The sequence below is a fragment of the Streptomyces sp. NPDC006174 genome (assembly GCF_040614075.1).
Taxonomy (GTDB): Bacteria; Actinomycetota; Actinomycetes; order Streptomycetales; family Streptomycetaceae; genus Streptomyces.
In genome coordinates this window covers 462484-479635 of the sequence record NZ_JBEXTJ010000002.1, presented here as the reverse complement: position 1 = coordinate 479635, position 17152 = coordinate 462484, and the positions used below count along the sequence as shown (strand labels likewise).

The window sequence follows — 17152 nt, the reverse complement described above, 5'->3', positions numbered from 1 at the left end:
AGCGGTCGGTGGTCAGTGGCCGGTGGCCTACAGCCACGGCAGCTGGTTGATGTCCTGCGCGGACAGCACGCCCTCGTAGGCGAACACGCTGTCCACCGCGCCGTGCAGGTACTCGCCCCACCCGTCGGCGGTGCGGCCCCGGCCGAGCTGGAGCCCGCCCGTGCTCTTCCAGGCGGAGGCGAAGCCGGCGGTGCCGCCTTCGTCGTACTTCACACCGTCCAGGTAGAAGGACACCTGCTTGACGGAGGCGTCATGGACGACGGTCAGCCGGTGGCCGATCCCCTGGTTGCCGTCCGGCGCCTCGATCCGCCTCAGCACGGTCTCCGGCGCGCCCGGCTCATCGGCGTGCGACATCACCAGGTCCCAGCTGGAGTTCTCCGGGTCGAAGCGCACCTTGAAGGCGTCGCCGTGCTCGCCGCCCTGGGAGATCACGGTCATCGGCGTCGTCGGCTCGTCGTCGGTGAGCCGGACGCGGGCGCTGACGGTGAAGCTTCCCGAGGTGTCGACCACGGGCGCGTCCGTGGCCGCGTGGCCCAAGACGCCGTCGAGGCGGAGGTGGCCGTCACCGTCCATCTCCAGCGGGAAGTCCCAGCCGCACTCCAGGTCCAGCGGGTCGCACGGGTCATCGAGGCGGTAGAGCGAGGCGCCGGGGCCCAGCTTCAGCGGTGCGCCGCCGCCCTCCTCCGGTGCGAGGCCGTCCGGCGCGGCGTCGAGCGCCCAGTGGCCGAGCCGCCGCGCGGCACGGGTGGCGAGGTCCTTCACCTCGGAGGCCACGACGATCCGGTCGTACGCGCGTACGTCACCGATCTCGCCCTGCCAGCGGTCCCGATAGCCCTGCGCGCCGCGCGCCCGGCCGATCTGGAAGGCGCCCTCGCCCGCCACGGGGAACGCGGCCGCCTCCTCGCCGGCCGCACGGCCGTTGACGTACAGCCGTGCCGTACCGGACTCCGCGTCGTACTGGCCCAGCACGTACGCCCACGCGCCGGTCTCCGGCAGACCGCCCGTGACCCGCGCCCCGCCGACGGAGAACGACCACTTCGGGCCGCCCGCGACCTGGGTCAGGCCCAGGGTGAAGGCGCGCGCCGTGCCCGCGTCCTGCGAGAGGACCGTACGGGTGCCGTCCACGCGTCCCGGCCGCACCCAGCCGCCGACGGCGAAGGTCTTCGCGGTGTCGGTGACGACCGGGGCGCCCGGGGTCAGGAAGCCGTGTCCCGATCCGTCGAGCGAGGCGGTGGAGGTGAGCGGGGTGCCGGAGGGCACGGGTGCGCCGAAGGTGACGCCCGCACCGGCGCGGGCGGCGGTACCGGTCTCCGCGGCGGCCGAGCGGGAGCCCGCCGCGTCGGTGAGCTTCCACTGCGCGACCGGGGCGGGGCCCGACGAGATCCGGAAGGTGTAGGCGGTGCTCGAACTGCGGTTGCCGGCGCGGTCCTGCGCCTGTACGGCGAGGGTCTGCACGCCGGCGCTCTGCGGCAGGAAGCGGATCTCGGCGGACCCGTCGGCGCCGGCCTGGACCGTCCCCGCCGGGCCGCCGATGAAGGAGTAGCTGTAGGCGACGACGTCGTCGGCCTGCGCCGTGACGTGGAAGGTCCCCCGGACCCCGACGCCGGGCGTCCACGTGTCGTCGTCCGGGTAGTCGGAGGAGGTGACGACCGGCGCGTCCGGCGCGGTGCGGTCGTACACGAACTCGCAGGGTGCTCCGGCCCCTTCGCTGCTCCAGGCCGACGCCCCGGCGTCGTTGACGGCACGCACCCGCCAGGAGACGACGGCCCCGTCGGGGATCTCGCCCGGCAGCTGCCAGGTGAAGGGGGTGGTGTCGGGCTTCGTGGTGGTGGTCATGGTCACGCGCCCCCCGGCGCCGCCCTCGCCCTGCCACCACGCCTCGAACTCACCGCGTACGCTGCTCACTTGGCCCGGCTGTCCGCCGCCGGGCCCGTACAGCCGTGCGGTCAGCTGCGGCACGGACCTTGCATGAGGCCGCTCCGCACCGGAAGCGCACGGTGCGCCGCCCGTCGCCAGATCGGCGACCAGCGGCTGCTTCGGCTGCAGCCCACCGGGCGCCGCCAGCACGGTGCCCGGCGTCGCCAGCACCGTCCCGGCGGCGATCACCGCCACCGCGGCCGCCCGTCTCGCTCGTCCGTGTCCCGTACGTCCCACCATGCGCGTACCCCTCCCCTGTCCTGCCTCCGAAGATCGTCGGCCGGGGGAGGCTAACAGCGGCCTATGACAACCGCTCCCGAATATGGCTCTCCCGGGACGGGCGGGGTCGTCCTCACCCCGCCGCCAGTGTCTCCGCGTCGATGACCGAGGTGTTCTGCGCGGCCGCGATGCGCCAGACGCCGTCGTCCTTCGCCAGGACGTAGGTCGGGGTGCCGGGGACCGACTCGGGGTGGGCGGCGATGAGTTCGGCCGGGTCCTCCTGGCGGTGGAAGACCTCGTCCAGGAACCGGCCTCCGTCGCGGGTCGTCGGCCGCTGGCGGATCTTGACCGCGGCCACGTCGGGGCGGATGAAGAGGATCAGGTCGACGGTGTACGTGGCGGTCACCGCGGAGTCCGCCTGGGGAGGGAGCACCTTGCGGGTGAAGGCGCTGATCTCCGGCAGGCCGGTGAGCCTCTTGCCGTGGGCCGTGGTCCAGATGGCGTCCTCGCGGAATCCGCCGAGGAACGCGTCGGGCTCCGCCTTCTGCTGGGCGTCCTGCACGGCCGCCACGAAGGCGACGATCGCGTCGACGTCCTCCTGCGGAGCGGGCACGCCGAGGACGGTGGGGGTTCCGGTGCTCATGAGGGTCTCCTGCCGTGTGGTGCCGGCCGGTAGGTCGGTCCGGGCAGGACGAGCCTCACGCCTCAAGCGCGGTTGAGGTCAAGGGGGTCGGCACCACGCCGACCCCGTTACTTCACCGGCCGCAGCCCCAGCGGTCCCGCGATCTCCTCCAGCATCACGCGGCCCGCCTCCTCCGCCAGGTCGTCCTCGCCCGGGTCCTGGTCGGTGTCCAGGCCGTCGAGTTCTTGCAGGGGCTGGCCGAGGCGGATGTGGGCCACCAGGGACTGGAGGGCGCGGAGGGTGGCGGAGGCGGTGGAGCCCCAGTTGGAGAAGTAGGAGAACTGCCACCACCAGAGCGCCTCGGCCGTGCGGTCCGCCTCGTAGTGGGCGAGGCCGTGGCTCAGGTCGGTGACCAGGTCGGCCAGGTCGTCGGAGATGCGGTGCGGGACCGGGGCCTTGCGGGGCTCGTACGGGTCGAAGACCTCGGAGTAGACGTCGATCGGCTCCAGCAGGGCCGCGAACCGCTCGCGCAGGCCGTCCGCGTCCGGCTCGGCGCCGAGGTCCGGCTCGTACCGCTCGTCGGGCAGGACGTCCTCGTACGCGCCGAGGCGGCCGCCCGCGAGCAGGAGCTGCGAGACCTGGAGGAGCAGGACCGGGACGGCCTCTTCCGGCTCGTCGACCTTGGACACCTCGGTGACCGCGACGATGAACGTCTTGATCTGGTCCGCGATCTGGACGGCGAAGTCCCCCGGGTCCTGCGTGACGGAGTTCAGCGTGGCGTCAGACATCGAGGGGACCTCCCGTGGGCGCGGTCACAGACGGTGAAGCGGACGGGGAAGCGAGGAGCCGTACGCAGGAGGGCTGAGAGGCCGTGGCCGTCGTGTCAGACATCCAGGAGCCGCCTTCCCTCGAACGCGCGGCCCAGCGTGACCTCGTCGGCGTACTCCAGGTCGCCGCCGACCGGCAGGCCGCTGGCCAGCCGGGTCACCCTGAGGCCCATCGGCTTGACCATCCGCGCCAGGTACGTCGCGGTGGCCTCGCCCTCCAGGTTGGGATCGGTCGCCAGGATCAGCTCCGTGATGGAGCCGTCCGCGAGCCGGGCCAGCAGCTCGCGGATGCGCAGGTCGTCCGGGCCGACGCCCTCGATGGGGCTGATCGCCCCGCCCAGAACGTGGTACCGGCCGCGGAACTCGCGCGTCCGCTCGATCGCCACGACGTCCTTCGGCTCCTCGACCACGCAGATGACGCTCTGGTCGCGGCGCGGATCACGGCAGATCCCGCACTGCTCCTGCTGAGCGACGTTGCCGCACACGGCGCAGAACCGGACCTTGTCCTTGACCTCCAGGAGGGCATGGGCGAGACGGCGTACGTCGGTGGGCTCGGCCTGGAGGATGTGGAAGGCGATCCGCTGCGCGCTCTTGGGACCGACGCCGGGCAGCCTGCCCAGTTCGTCGATGAGGTCCTGAACAACGCCTTCGTACAACGGAACACCTCTCTTCGCTTCCTGCTCCGTACCGTAGTGGGTACGGGTCGGTACCAGTAGGCCCCAGGGCCTGATCGGACGGGCAGGGTCAGAACGGCAGGCCCGGGATGGAGCCCCCGCCGCCCAGGCCCTGCGCCAGCGGGCCGAGCTTCTCCTGCTGGAGCGCCTGCGCGTTCTCGTTGGCCGCCTGGACGGCCGCCACCACGAGGTCGGCGAGCGTCTCGGTGTCCTCCGGGTCCACGGCCTTCGGGTCGATCACCAGGGACCGCAGCTCGCCGGAGCCGGTCACGGTGGCCCTCACGAGGCCTCCGCCCGCCTGTCCGTCGACCTCGGTCCTCGCCAGCTCCTCCTGAGCCGCGGCGAGGTCCTGCTGCATCTTCTGGGCCTGCTGGAGCAACTGCTGCATATCGGGCTGGCCACCACCGGGAATCACGGTCACTCCTGGCATTTCGACGACAAATGTTTCGGTAAGCCGAGCCTACGTGCTCACCGGTCACCGCGCTCCACCCGCCGGGGACCAACTCTTTCGGGTGAGTTTCGTCAACCTCCGTGAAGGCTCCTATACCTGACCAGCGGCCCTGTACAGGCGGTAATCCCGCGATTTCGACTCCGCAGCCCACCATTCGGCGGTAGGAAGGGCATGCACATCGGTACGCCTGCGCGCATGTGCGGTGACGCAGAGTTACCCGCGTCATCCGCGAGGAAGCCCCGAGCGACCGTTCCGTCCGTCAGAGTGCAGAAGAGTGCAGAGGAGTGCCCCGGTGAGTCAGCCGGAGATGCAGCCCGAGTGGCCGCCCCGCAAGGAGTCCGATGCGGGTTCCGGTGAGAGCGGAGTGGAGTGTTCCGCTTCTGGCTCCCGCGCCGGAGCGGTCGGTGGAGCCGGTGGAGCCGGTGGGAGCGGCGGAGGCCGTGGGGTGGGCAGCGGTGGTGGCCGCGCTGCCGGCGGTGGCGGTGGAGGCGGTGACGGTGGCGGGGCCGGGGGTTCCGGTGGGCGGGACGGGTCGGGTGGCGGCGGGGCCGGGAACGGTGGTGGTGCACGGGCCAGTGGGGCCTGGGGTGGCGGGGCCGGGGCCGGCGGGCGCGATCTGACCGGGCGGCCCTTCCCGCTCGGCGACTGGGGCGAGCCCGCCGAGCGGCTCGACGAGCTCTACCGCTGGGTCGAGTCCGGCGCGCTTGCGACAGCGGACTGGTATCTCACCGACCGCGTGTGGAAGCGCCGAGGAGCCCGCGCGCTGCGGCTGGGCACGGCTCTCGGGGTCGTGGCGGGGGCCGGGCTGCCGCTGTTGGACCTGACCGGGACGTTGAGCGGTTCGGCCGGGTGGGGGTATCTGTCGCTGCTGCTGGGCGCCGCGTGCATGGGGTGTGACCGGTACTTCGGGCTCACCTCCGGCTGGATAAGGAACCTCGCCACCGCGCAGGCCGTGCAGCGGCGGCTCCAGGTGCTCCAGTTCGACTGGGCGTCGGAGTGCGTACGGGAGATGCTCGGGCCGACCGAGGGGACGGCCAGTGAGGCGGCCGAGCGGTGCCTGGGGGTGTTGCGGCGGTTCTCCGAGGACATCACGGAGCTGGTGCGGTCGGAGACGGCGGACTGGATGGTGGAGTTCCGGGCGGGGCCCGCGCCTATGGGGACGCAGGCGTTGGTGTCGGGCAGTGCGGGTGGCAGGGCGGAGCCGGGGGGGGTGCCGGGGCGGTTCTCGATGCCGTCCGTGGCGGCTCGGCCGAATATGCCTCGGCAGCGGCCTCCGGAGGCGCCGAGGTAGGCGGCCCGGGGGTGGTTGTCCTCAAGCGCCGGACGGGCTGGGTGTGGGTTGCCGGTCCGGCGGGCTCGGGAGCCACCTCGTGAGGGGTCCGTCCTCAAGCGCCGGACGGGCTGGAGTGGTCCGTCCGGCTCGGGAGCCCCCGCCTCAGGGTTCCGTCCTCAAACGCCGGACGGGCTGGATATGGCGCGGCACAAGCTGGAGGTGGCGCGGCAGGGGCTGTAGTGGGTGCAGGCGGGCTGGAAGTCGTGCGGGCGGGCTGGTTCGTCAGCTGAAGATGATCATGGAGCCTTGGGCCAGGGAGCGGGTTGCTGCTGCGTGGAGGCCCAGCCAGACGTGGCGTTCTCGTGCGAACGGGCTGTCGTCGTACGGCAGAGGGCTTGCCGGTTCCTCCAGGGCCGTGGGGCCCGGTGGCGGCTGCGGGGCGGCCGGTGGGTTGGCCGGGTCGATGCCGATGGACGGGGCCACGTACTCCAGCTCCCGCAGCAGGCCGTGCGCGGAGCCGAGCGGGCCGCCGCCTTCCAGCAGCGCGTCGTTCGAGAGCGGGTGCGGGAAGTCGAGCGGGACGTACGCGCCGGCGTGGTCGTAGTGCCAGACCAGGTGCGACTGCTGCGCGGTCTGCTCGAACATCTCCAGCAGCTGCTCGTAGTCACCGCCGAGGCCTTCGACCGGAGTGACCGCAAGCCCGCTCAGCTGGAGCAGGTAGGCGCGGCGCAGGAAGTGCAGGGCGTCGTAGTCGAAGCCCGCCACCGGGGCCACGTCTCCGTTGAGGCCCGGCATGTAGGCGAAGACGGGGACGGGCGGCAGGCCCGCGTCGTTCAGCGCCCGGTCGTAGACGGCGATCTCTTCGGCGAACGGATTGTCGGGGCTGTGGCACAGCACATCGACGAGGGGGACCAGCCACAGGTCACAGGCCACGAAGTCTCGCTCTCCAACGGGTTCGGCGATCGTCGGAACAGCGTAATGCGAGGTGTACGTCACGCACAGGGCCCCGGCGCCCTGAGGGTTTCGGCTACTCCTGGTTCTCGCGGGACCGGTGTGACTCCTGCGCCTCCAGGTGGTCCGCCCAGGCCAGCGCGTGGGCGTAGTACGACTGCATCACCGCCAGCACCTCGCCGCGGTCACCGCCCGCGATCGCCTCGACCAGCTCCTCGTGACCGAACCACAGCACCCGCTCGTCCGCGCGTTCGCCGCGCAGCCGGTGGACCGCGAACACCCAGGCCTGGACGCGGAGTTTGGCGAGGAAGGCGGTGATGTACGGGTTGAGGACGAAGGCGCCGAGCTCCCGCCAGAAGCGGAGGTCGTAACCGATCAGTACGTCGAGATCGCCGCCCTTCGCCGCGCGGACGGCCTCCGCGGCCCGGCGCCGGATCGGTGCGAGCGCCTCGGGCCGGACGGAGACCTGGTCGGCGGGTGAGCGGAAGATGCCCTCGACGACGAGGCAGCGGGCCTCGACCATCGCCCGGTAGTCCCGAATCGTGAACTCGTGGACCTGGAAGCCGCGGTGCTGGTCGGAGGAGAGCAGGCCCTGCGCGGAGAGGTCGAACAGCGCCTCGCGGACGGGCGTCGCGGAGACGCCGTACTGTTCCGCGATCTGTTTGACGGTGAACGCCCGGCCCGGGCGGAGCCGCCCGGCCAGCACCTCGTCGCGCAGCGCGTCGGCGATCTGCTGGCGCAGCGTACTGCGGGTCACGCCTCCGCTCGGCACCATCGGTGGCCGCCCTTCCGGTTCGCCGGCCGTGTTCAGCCGGATTCGGCCGTCTTTCGGCTCGGGTCACCTTAAGGCAGCTGCCCGTCGTGCCCGATTTCGGGCACGACGGGAGGCGATTGCGTACGCGAGAGTGGTCGTACGGCTACACCGTGTGCTCGTCGGCCACCGTGAGCGCGATGTCCAGCGCCGCGAGACCCTCCTTGGCCTCGGCCTCGGTGACGTTGCAGGCGGGGACGGCGTGGGTGCGGTTCATGTTGATGAACGGCCACAGGCCCTGCTTCTTCGCCGCCGCGCCGAAGGCCGCCATCGGCGCGTTCGCCTCGCCGGAGGCGTTGTACGGGACGAGCGGTTCGCGGGTCTCCCGGTCACGTACGAGCTCCAGCGCCCAGAACGCGCCGAGGCCGCGCACCTCGCCGACCGACGGGTGGCGCTCGGCGAGCTCGCGCAGGCCGGGTCCGAGGACGGTCTCGCCGATGTGGGCCGCGTTCTCGACGACCTTCTCGTCCTCCATCACGCCGATGGTGGCGACGGCGGCCGCGCAGGCGAGCGGATGGCCGGAGTAGGTGAGGCCGCCGGGGTAGGGGCGGGTCTCGAAGGTGGCGGCGATCTCGGCGCTGATGGCGACGCCGCCGAGCGGTACGTAACCGGAGTTGACGCCCTTCGCGAAGGTCAGCAGGTCCGGCACGACGTCGAAGTGGTCGGCGGCGAACCAGGCGCCGGTGCGGCCGAATCCGGCCATCACCTCGTCGAGCACGAAGACGATCCCGTACCGGTCGCAGATCTCGCGGACGCCCGCCAGGTAGCCCGGCGGAGGCGTCATGATGCCGGCCGTGCCCGGGATGGTCTCCAGGATGATCGCGGCGATGGTCGACGGGCCCTCGAAGGCGAGCGTGTCCTGAAGGTGCTGGAGCGCGCGGGCGCACTCCTCGGCCTCGGTCTCGGCGTAGAACGGCGAGCGGTAGAGGAACGGCGCCCAGAAACGTACGACGCCAGCCGAGCCGTTGTCGGAGGGCCAGCGGCGCGGGTCGCCGGTGAGGTTGATCGCGGTGGAGGTGGCGCCGTGGTACGAGCGGTAGGCGGAGAGCACCTTCGTACGGCCGGTGTGCAGCCGGGCCATGCGGACGGCGTTCTCGACGGCCTCGGCGCCGCCGTTGGTGAAGAAGATCTTGTCCAGGTCGCCCGGCGTGCGCTCGGCGATGAGGCGTGCGGCCTCGGAGCGCGACTCGACGGCGAACGCGGGCGCGAAGGTGGCGAGTTTGCCTGCCTGCTCCTGGATCGCGGCGATCACGGTGGGGTGCTGGTAGCCGATGTTGGTGTAGACGAGTCCGCTGGTGAAGTCGAGGTAGCGGTTGCCGTCGTAGTCCCAGAAGTAGGACCCCTCGGCGCCGGCGACGGCGAGCGGGTCGATGAGGCCCTGGGCGGACCAGGAGTGGAACACGTGCGCGCGGTCCGCGGCCTTCACGGCCGCACCGGCCGCGGGGTCGGCGTACGGGGCATGAGGGGCATGAGGGGTCATGCGGGGAGCGTAGGTGCTGGTGGAGGGCGGTTCCATGGCCATGTTGTACGGCGTGGGGCGCGGGGGTCGGCAGGGTGTCGGGTCCGGGTGCGCTCCTGGTGATGGTCCGGGTGGGCTTGTGGCGATGGTCCGGGTGCCGTCGTGGTGATTGACAGCATGTTGTCATTGTGACAGCCTTCTGTCATCTACTTCGGGAGGCTGCCATGACCGGCACCAGCTCTGTGGTTCATCTCGCCGTGTACGACACGCTCGCCGACTGGGAGACCGGGTACACCACGGCGTTTCTCGCCCAGAACGGCTACACCGTGCGGACCGTGGGGCCGGACCGGGAACCGGTCAGCACCATGGGCGGGCTCCGCATCCAGCCCGACCTGGCCCTCGCCGAGCTGCGGCCCGAGGACAGCGCGCTCCTCGTCCTGCCCGGGGCCGGGCTCTGGGACGCGGGCGACGATCTGGCGCCGTTCGCCCGTGCGGCGCGGGCCTTCCTGGAGGCGGAGGTGCCGGTCGCGGCGATCTGCGGAGCGACGGCCGGGCTGGCCCGCGAGGGGCTGCTCGACGACCGGGCGCACACGAGCGCGGTCTCCTTCTACCTGGCGGCGACGGGGTACGGAGGTGGCGCGCGGTACGTGGACGCCGACGCGGTGACGGACGGCGGGCTGATCACGGCCGGGCCGACGGAGCCGGTGGCGCTGGCGCGGGAGGTGTTCGGGCTGCTGGGGGTGTACGGGCCGGAGAAGCTGGGGGCCTGGTACCGGCTGTTCCATGACTCGGACCCGAGTGCGTATGAGGTGTTGGAGGGTGAGTGAGGGGGCCGGTGAGGTCACTTCGGAGGCCTCTTCGGAAGCCGCTGCCGAAGTCCCTTTTCAGCAGGCGTTGTTGAGCCGGGCCGCGTTGACGGTGTTCCGGCTGAACGGGCAGTTCCTGGGCGTGGCGGAGGAGTTGGCCAGGCCGGGTGGGCTGACGGCTGCTTGGTGGCAGGTGCTGGGAGCGGTGCTGCCGGGGCCGTTGCCGGTGGCGGGGATCGCGCGGGAGATGGGGATCACGCGGCAGAGCGTGCAGCGGATCGCGGACCTGCTGGTGGGGCGCGGGCTCGCGGAGTACGTCGAGAATCCGGCCCACCGGCGGGCGAAGCTGTTGCGGGTGACGGTTGCGGGGCGGGAGGCGGTGTCGCGGATCGACCCGTCCCATGCGGAGTTCGCTGCGCGGCTGGCCGGGGAGCTGGGGGCTGACGGGTTCGCGGAGGCGGTGGGGGTGTTGGAGCGGTTGGCGGGGGCGGTGGAGGCGGTGACGGCGGGCGGGGCCCACTCCAGCCCGTCCGGCGGTTGAGGACGGAACCCCCGCTTCGGTGGGGGCGCGCCTGAGTGGTCGGCTGGCCCGGAGTGCCGCCCATGCCCGCGCACCGAACCCGTGCTCTCCGGTTCCGTCCTCAAGCGCCGGACGGGCTGGGTAGTGCGCACCGAACCCCTGCGCCACGGTTCCGTCCTCAAACGCCGGACGGGCTGAGAAGGTGCGCGCCGGACCCGTCCGGTCGACGGTTCCGTCCTCAAACGCCGGACGGGCTGAAAGTGCGGCCGCGGGGCTATCCTCGTGCGGGCCGCAGGGGAGGAAGCGCACATGGACAAGCTCGGGCCCGACGACCCGCGCCACATAGGCGCGTACCGCCTCCTCGCCCGCCTGGGAGAAGGCGGCATGGGCCAGGTCTTCCTCGCCCGCTCCGAACGAGGCCGCACCGTCGCCCTCAAGCTCGTCCGCCGCGAGCTCGCCGAACAGCCCGAGTTCCGCGCCCGCTTCCGCCAGGAGGTCCGCGCCGCGCACCAGGTCGGCGGCGCCTGGACCGCACCGGTCCTGGACTCCGACACCGAGGCCCCGATCCCCTGGGTCGCCACCGGCTACGTCGCCGGCCCCTCCCTCCACCGCATCGTCTCCGGCCGCCCCGGCGCCCCGGTCGCCGACTCGGGCGCGTACGGACCGCTGCCGACACGTTCCGTCCAGCTCCTCGGCTCCGGCCTCGCCCACGCCCTTCAGCACATCCACCGCGCCGGGCTCATCCACCGCGACCTGAAGCCCTCCAACGTGCTGCTCACCATCGACGGCCCCCGCGTCATCGACTTCGGCATCGCCCGCGCCCTGGAGTCCCTGGCCGACGGCGACCTGACCCGTACCGGTGCGATGATCGGCTCGCCCGGGTTCATGGCCCCGGAGCAGGTGCGCGGCGAGCGCGTGACGACGGCGTGCGATGTGTTCTGCCTCGGTTCCGTGCTCGCGTACGCGGCGACCGGCCGCCTCCCGTTCGGTGCGGCCGAGAGCGGCGGAGTGCACGCCCTGATGTTCCGGATCACCCAGGAGGACCCGGACCTGACCGGCGTTCCGGCGGAGCTGGCCGGGGTCGTACGCGACTGCCTGGCCAAGGACCCGGCCGCGCGGCCGACCACCGACGAGATCCTGGCCCGGCTGGGCGAGCCGCAGGCCGACGAACCCTGGCTCCCCGCCACCCTCATCGCCCAACTGGGCCGCCAGGCGGTGGACTTGCTCGACGCGGAGGACCCGGAGGCGCCGGATGCCCCGGGAACCCCAGGAGCGCCGAATGCGCCGGAAGTCCCGCACCACCCCCACACACCCCCCGCCCCCGTCCACGCCCTCCCCACCCAGGCCGCCCCCGCCACTCTCCCGCCGGCCCCGGCCCCGGCCCCGTACGCCCACCAGCCCCAAGCTCCGTACAACCAGAGCTACAGCCCCGGCCCGACGTACAACACCCCGCTCCCACCCGCCTACTTCACGCCGCCGCCGGCCCCTGCACCCGCGCCCGCGCGCCGGTCCGCCGGAGCGACCGCCGCTCTCATCGCCGTGGCGCTGGTCGTGGCGATAGGCGCCGGCGGATCCGTGTACGCGTTCATGAACACCAAGGGCCGCGACACGCCAGGCCCCGGCCCGTCCGCCTCGGCCTCCGCCTCCGGCGACACGGCGGGAACCGGCGACGAGGGCGCCGTACCCGGTGACTACCTCGGCACCTGGACCGCCTCCATCCCCGGCGACAGCGGCGGGTCCACGCGGAAGCTGACCATCCGGCAGGGCGAGGTCGGCGACCAGGGCCTCTCGCTCACCGCCGAAGGCCCACTGGCGCTCGGCGCCACGTACCACTGCGAGTTCACCGCACCTCTGGTCGCCCGTCCCGGCGACGGCGAACCGGTCCTCATCGGCCCCTCCACCGTCTCCGTAGGCCGCCCGGCCGCCTCCTGCTCCCCCGGCAAGCCCACCGAGCTGACCCTCCTCCCGGACGGCAGCCTGCGCCGGGCCACGACCGGTTCGGGCGAGAGCCTGATCTACACCCGGTCGGAGTGAGGCGCGGGCACGTCCACCTCCGGCGAGGCCGCGGGCCGCCGCAGCGCCCCGGTGATCAGCGCCGCACCGGCCAGCAGCACCAGCACCACGATCATCGCCGACCGCAGCCCCACGTGGTCGGCCAGGAAGCCGAGCGACGGCGGGCCGACCAGGAACGCCGCGTAGCCGGCCGTCGAGACCGCCGCGACCCGCGCCGAAGCGTCCCGCGCCGCCGCGCCCTCACCGGCCGCCGAGACCGTGACCGGGAATCCCAGCGACGCGCCGAGGCCCCACAGCACGACCGCCGCACCGGCGAGCACCGCGCTGGACGAGAAGACCACCAGCGCCACGCCCGCCGCCGCCACGACCGCGCTCGCCCGCACCACGGCCGCAGGCCCGTACCGCACCAGCAGCGGCCCGCCCGTGAACCGGCCCGTCGTCATCGCACCGGCGAACAGCAGGAACGTCAGCGAACCGGCCGTCGCGCTCGTCCCGTGGCCGTCCACCATCAGCAGCGGCAGCCAGTCGTTGGCCGAGCCCTCCGCGAACGCCATGGCCAGCACGATCAGCCCGATCAGCACCAGCCGCCGGTCCCGCCAGACCTCCAGCTGCGCCCGCCATCCACCGGACGCGGCCGGCTCGCCGTCGCCGGAACCGCCGTCCTCACGACCCGTGCCCGGCGGAACCGCCCGTACGGTCCACACCGCGGCCGACGCCACCACGACGGCCACCGCCGCGAGGTGCCAGCCGACCGGGAACCGTACCGCCGTCAGCGCCATCCCCAGCAGCGCGCCGACCACCGTGCCGAGGCTGAAGCAGCCGTGCAGCACCGGCAGGACCGGGCGGCCCACGGTCCGCTCCACGGCCGCGCCCTCGATGTTGAACGCCACCTCCGCGAGCCCCATCCCGGCCCCGAACAGCGCCAGTCCGCCGAAGACCCCGCCGGACACCTCCAGCGCCGCGCCTCCGGCGACGCCCAGCAGCCCGGCCACGAGCAGCGCCGCGCCGAGCGCGATCACCGGCCGCCCTCCGTGCTTGCGCACGAGCCCGCCGGAGACCAGCACACCGGCCATCGAGCCGATCGAGAGCCCGAAGAGGACGAGCCCCATCGCGCCGGTGGACACGTCCAGCGCGTCGCGTACGGCAGGCGTCCTGGCCACCCAGGACGCCATGCTCACGCCGGTGGCGAGCATGAAGAGGAAGAGCGCGGCGCGCCAGCGGCGGGTGCGGGCGTCGATGACCGGCGTGACCTTCATGGAAGCGCTTCCTCAGTGGACGGAGAGGTGGAGCGTACGATCGTACGCCTGAAGCGTACGTTCGTACACACTCCACCTCGCCTCGCACTCCACCGCTCACGGCCGGTGCCCGGGAGCCGCCTTCGGCGGGCCGTCGGTACGCCGTCGGCCAGGCGGCCGCCCACTGCCGACGGAACCACCCGCCCGCCGGGCGCGTCCCCGGACCTGGATCCGTACCGCCATCGCCACCGCCATCGCCCGTCACCGCACCGGCCGGAGAGCCCCCGTGTCATCCCTGCTGTCGCTGTCGCCCTCCGTCCACGTCACCGCCCCCTTCGTCTGGTCACTGCTGGGCCTCCTCTTCGCCGCCGTCCCGCTCATCGCCTGGGCCCGCACCGCTCGCACCCGGACCACGGGGCTCGCGGTCGGTGGCGTACTGCTCGCTGCCGGAGCCCTGCTCGTCGCCGTTCAGCACGGGTGGGACGCGGGCATACCCCGGGCCGACGCCCACCTCCTCCTCGGAGTCGCCGCGCCGGCCGTCATCTGGTGCGGTGTGCGGCTGGAACGGGCGCAGGAAGGCCCCGAATCGGAGGAGTGGGCCCGCCGCCGCAGCAGGTCCGTCGGCCTCCTGGGCACGCACTTCGGGCTCACCCTCGTCGGCTGCCTGCTGGCCTTCCTGCTCGCCGGAGGAGCGGCCGTACCGCCGGCCGAACACGTTCCCGACCTGCCACCCGGCCTCACCGTCCTGTCCGAGGGCTCCAGTTGCGGCTCGTCCAGCTGCACCCGCTCGGTGACCGTCGGCAGCCGCGACGGTCTCACCAACGCCGAGATACGCCACAGACTCGGCCACTCGCCGAGCTGGACCTGCCGGCCGAACGGCTGGCTGCTGGACCGGCGGGACCGCTGCGTCGGCGTGACCGAGGTCGGCGGAAAGGTGCAGCTCAACGTCACCCTCAGCGACCTCATCCCCTGACCGCGCACGCCACCTCGCGCCCTATGCTGCGAGAAGCCAGGAGAGACCAGGCCGAACGAGGAGGCGCCGGGTGGCGACAGGGCGCACCGATCCCGAGCGGCGGGATCGCATCATCGACGCGGCGCTGGACCTGATCGCCGACGAAGGTGTCGCGGGCATGTCGCATCGCAAGGTGGCCGCCCGTGCCGGCGTTCCGCTCGGGTCGATGACGTACCACTTCGCCGGCATGGACGAGCTGCTCCACGAGGCGTTCACCCGGTTCTCCGGCACGATCGTCGCCGTCTTCGAGGACCGCCTCGGCGCCGCCGCCGGTCCCGACGAGGCACGCGAGGCCGTCGCCGACCTCGTCCACCACCTCTCCGGCGGCAACCAGCGCGAGCTGATCCTGACCCACGAGCTGTACACGCTCGCCGCCCGCGAACCCGCCTACCGCGAGCTCACCCGCACCTGGATGAGCCGCAGCCGACGCGCGCTGGAATGGCACTTCGACCCCGCCACCGCCCGCCAGCTGGACGCGCTCATCGAAGGCCTCTCCATCCACCGCGCCCTGGAGACCGAGCCGCACGACCGCGCGCTGACGGTCGAGGCGATCGCACGGATCACCACGCCACGAGTGAATGAGCCACCGGCAACGAACCGTTTCGGTCGATTGCGCTGATTACGCCCGGCCGGCCCGAGCCGCTCGCGACGATGAGACGTCCGCCTACGCGTACGGCCAGGAGGTCATCATGGGCACGCACGGCAAGCCGACACCGGACCCGTCGCAAGGGAAGCCGCCGCCCGGCAACTCGGACGGGCAGGTCCCGCCCACTCCCCCGCCCACCGGCACCCGGCGGAAGTAGCCCACGTGTTGGAAGAGCACCGCCTCCGTCTGCTCTCCGCGATGACCGACGGGGGCCTGTGGCCGGCGGACTCGCCCTGGGTCCGTCAGGCCATGGAGGCAGTTCCCCGGGATCGCTTCGCACCCGATGCCGTCCACGTCTGGACAGGTGAGCGGTACGAGGTCGTGCGCCGCACCGAGGCACCGGAGGCGTGGGCCGCCGCCGTCCACCCCGATCCGTACGGCTCCACCGTCACCCAGGTCACCGGCTCCTTGCCGACGTCCAGCATCTCGTGCGCGGCCATCGTCGCCACCATGCTGGACTCACTCGACCTGGAGCCCGGACACCGGGTGCTCGAACTCGGCACCGGCTCCGGCTGGAACGCCGCCCTGCTCGCCCACCGCACCGGCCGAGGCCACGTCACCAGCGTCGAAATCGACGCCGAACTCGCCGCCGGCGCGCGCCGGCGCATCGAGGCGGCCGTCCACCGGGTCCGCGTCGTCACCGGTGACGGCGACGCCGTGTCGACGACGGAGGAGGACGACGCTTTCGACCGCGTCATCTCCACCTACGCCGTGGACCACGTGCCCTGGGCGTGGGTGCAGCGCACGCGGGCCGGTGGCCGGATCGTCACTCCGTGGGGGCACACCGGGTGCGTCGCGCTCACCGTGGCGGACGACCGCACGTCGGCCACCGGCTGGATGCAGGCTGCCGCCCGCTTCATGCCCACCCGCCGTACGGACCATCGTCCGCCCGCCCCCTTCGACCGCGTACGGGACAGAGGCACCGGCGTACCGGCCGTGTTCCCGCGCCCCGTACAGGCGTTGTCCCATCCCGACGTGCTCTTCGCGCTCCGCGTGCTGCTGCCGGACGTGCGCATCGACATCCGAGCCGCCGGCACCGACGCGCAGGCGACGGCCTGGCTCAGCGACGGCCACTCCTCCTGGGCCGTCCTCCAGCAGGCCGGCACTGCCCTGAACGCACACCGTGGCGGTGAACGGAACCTGGCCGACGAAGCCGCCCGGGCCTGGAACGTCTGGGAGGAGCGCGGGTCACCCGGCATGTACGACTTCGGGCTGCACATCACGTCCGACGCCCACCACGTCTTCACCGGCGACGACCCCCACGGCCCCCGCTGGCAACCGCTCGCCCCTGCCCTCTAGCGCCCGCCGCACGCATCAGGCGGGCGGTCGCCGGATCACCGAGCCCGGGCCGGTCACCGATCGCCTCCGAGGAGGTCGTCGAGTTCGTCGGCGCAGTCCGTGCGGTCCCGGGAGAACGCCACGATGGCGCCTTCTCCCTCGCTGTTGCTCTCGGCTCGGTGGATGCGGCCTTCGATCTCCGCGATGTACGCGCGGCACTCGGCCTTGATACGTCTCTCGGGCCGCGCTTCCGGTGGCGATACGGCGGCCTGAAGCCCGGCGGTCGCGGTGAGGCCGGCCACGCAGAGTACCGCCCACGCGAGCAGCCAGGCGCGGCGGCTCAACCGTCGTGGATTCGGCATTCAGGCACCCTATGCGCACGACGGCAGCCACGCCTGGAGAGCCGCCGAAACCCCCAACCACCGCCGCCTTGAACCC

17 protein-coding genes are annotated in these 17152 nt (G+C 72.8%); 7 read left to right on the top strand and 10 right to left on the bottom strand.

The window, feature by feature from the left end:
• Positions 1 to 27: 27 nt before the first annotated feature.
• From ABZ267_RS06630 to ABZ267_RS06610, 5 genes are all read right to left on the bottom strand, one after another.
• Positions 28 to 2157 (bottom strand): LamG-like jellyroll fold domain-containing protein, encoded by a 2130-nt coding sequence (locus tag ABZ267_RS06630; RefSeq protein WP_356755646.1) that lies wholly within the window; start codon positions 2155 to 2157, stop codon positions 28 to 30.
• A 112-nt stretch (positions 2158 to 2269) separates the two neighbouring features.
• Entirely contained in the window at positions 2270 to 2779 is a 510-nt protein-coding gene (locus ABZ267_RS06625; protein ID WP_356755648.1) for an SgcJ/EcaC family oxidoreductase, read from the bottom strand.
• A 107-nt stretch (positions 2780 to 2886) separates the two neighbouring features.
• On the bottom strand, positions 2887 to 3546 hold the full coding sequence (locus tag ABZ267_RS06620) for a DUF5063 domain-containing protein (RefSeq protein ID WP_356755650.1): 660 nt from the start codon (positions 3544 to 3546) through the stop codon (positions 2887 to 2889).
• 95 nt (positions 3547 to 3641) lie between these two features.
• Positions 3642 to 4241: a recombination mediator RecR gene (gene recR / locus ABZ267_RS06615; protein ID WP_356755652.1), complete on the bottom strand. Its 600-nt coding sequence runs from the start codon at positions 4239 to 4241 to the stop codon at positions 3642 to 3644.
• A gap of 88 nt (positions 4242 to 4329) precedes the next feature.
• Complete coding sequence (locus tag ABZ267_RS06610) at positions 4330 to 4674, bottom strand: YbaB/EbfC family nucleoid-associated protein (RefSeq protein WP_356755654.1); 345 nt, start codon at positions 4672 to 4674, stop codon at positions 4330 to 4332.
• A gap of 343 nt (positions 4675 to 5017) precedes the next feature.
• On the opposite strand from ABZ267_RS06610, the gene ABZ267_RS06605 reads away from it, so the two are divergent.
• Positions 5018 to 6001 (top strand): SLATT domain-containing protein, encoded by a 984-nt coding sequence (locus ABZ267_RS06605; RefSeq protein WP_356755665.1) that lies wholly within the window; start codon positions 5018 to 5020, stop codon positions 5999 to 6001.
• Positions 6002 to 6265: 264 nt separating this feature from the next.
• On the opposite strand, the gene ABZ267_RS06600 is transcribed toward ABZ267_RS06605, so the two are convergent.
• The 3 genes from ABZ267_RS06600 to ABZ267_RS06590 form a co-directional block, all read right to left on the bottom strand.
• On the bottom strand, positions 6266 to 6916 hold the full coding sequence (locus tag ABZ267_RS06600) for a hypothetical protein (RefSeq protein WP_356899703.1): 651 nt from the start codon (positions 6914 to 6916) through the stop codon (positions 6266 to 6268).
• Positions 6917 to 7010: 94 nt separating this feature from the next.
• On the bottom strand, positions 7011 to 7709 hold the full coding sequence (locus tag ABZ267_RS06595) for a GntR family transcriptional regulator (RefSeq protein ID WP_356756135.1): 699 nt from the start codon (positions 7707 to 7709) through the stop codon (positions 7011 to 7013).
• Positions 7710 to 7851: 142 nt separating this feature from the next.
• The gene (locus ABZ267_RS06590) at positions 7852 to 9225 is read right to left on the bottom strand and encodes an aspartate aminotransferase family protein (protein ID WP_356756133.1); all 1374 of its coding nucleotides are present in this window, start codon (positions 9223 to 9225) and stop codon (positions 7852 to 7854) included.
• A gap of 203 nt (positions 9226 to 9428) precedes the next feature.
• Here ABZ267_RS06590 and ABZ267_RS06585 point away from each other — a divergent pair, with 203 nt between their 5' ends.
• From ABZ267_RS06585 to ABZ267_RS06575, 3 genes are all read left to right on the top strand, one after another.
• Positions 9429 to 10031 carry a DJ-1/PfpI family protein gene (locus tag ABZ267_RS06585; protein ID WP_356756131.1) on the top strand — a complete coding sequence of 201 codons (603 nt, stop codon included), beginning with the start codon at positions 9429 to 9431 and terminating at the stop codon, positions 10029 to 10031.
• Entirely contained in the window at positions 10009 to 10551 is a 543-nt protein-coding gene (locus tag ABZ267_RS06580) for a MarR family transcriptional regulator (protein ID WP_356756129.1), read from the top strand. Before ABZ267_RS06585 ends, ABZ267_RS06580 begins: the two co-directional genes overlap by 23 nt.
• A gap of 288 nt (positions 10552 to 10839) precedes the next feature.
• A complete protein-coding gene (locus ABZ267_RS06575; RefSeq protein WP_356756127.1) occupies positions 10840 to 12564 on the top strand; it encodes a serine/threonine-protein kinase in 1725 nt (574 codons plus the stop codon).
• Here ABZ267_RS06575 and ABZ267_RS06570 read toward each other — a convergent pair.
• Positions 12546 to 13799 (bottom strand): MFS transporter, encoded by a 1254-nt coding sequence (locus tag ABZ267_RS06570; protein WP_356756125.1) that lies wholly within the window; start codon positions 13797 to 13799, stop codon positions 12546 to 12548. The two genes, ABZ267_RS06575 and ABZ267_RS06570, sit on opposite strands and share 19 nt — an antisense overlap.
• Positions 13800 to 14064: 265 nt before the next feature.
• Here ABZ267_RS06570 and ABZ267_RS06565 point away from each other — a divergent pair, with 265 nt between their 5' ends.
• The 3 genes from ABZ267_RS06565 (at position 14065) to ABZ267_RS06555 (ending at position 16735) form a co-directional block, all read left to right on the top strand.
• Positions 14065 to 14751: an MFS transporter gene (locus ABZ267_RS06565; protein WP_356756123.1), complete on the top strand. Its 687-nt coding sequence runs from the start codon at positions 14065 to 14067 to the stop codon at positions 14749 to 14751.
• Between the two features lie 70 nt (positions 14752 to 14821).
• The gene (locus tag ABZ267_RS06560; RefSeq protein ID WP_356756121.1) at positions 14822 to 15409 is read left to right on the top strand and encodes a TetR family transcriptional regulator; all 588 of its coding nucleotides are present in this window, start codon (positions 14822 to 14824) and stop codon (positions 15407 to 15409) included.
• Positions 15410 to 15634: 225 nt separating this feature from the next.
• A complete protein-coding gene (locus tag ABZ267_RS06555) occupies positions 15635 to 16735 on the top strand; it encodes a methyltransferase domain-containing protein (RefSeq protein WP_356756119.1) in 1101 nt (366 codons plus the stop codon).
• Positions 16736 to 16788: 53 nt separating this feature from the next.
• Here the strand turns inward: ABZ267_RS06555 and ABZ267_RS06550 are convergent, their stop codons facing one another.
• On the bottom strand, positions 16789 to 17076 hold the full coding sequence (locus ABZ267_RS06550; RefSeq protein ID WP_356756117.1) for a hypothetical protein: 288 nt from the start codon (positions 17074 to 17076) through the stop codon (positions 16789 to 16791).
• Between the last annotated feature and the right edge of the window lie 76 nt (positions 17077 to 17152).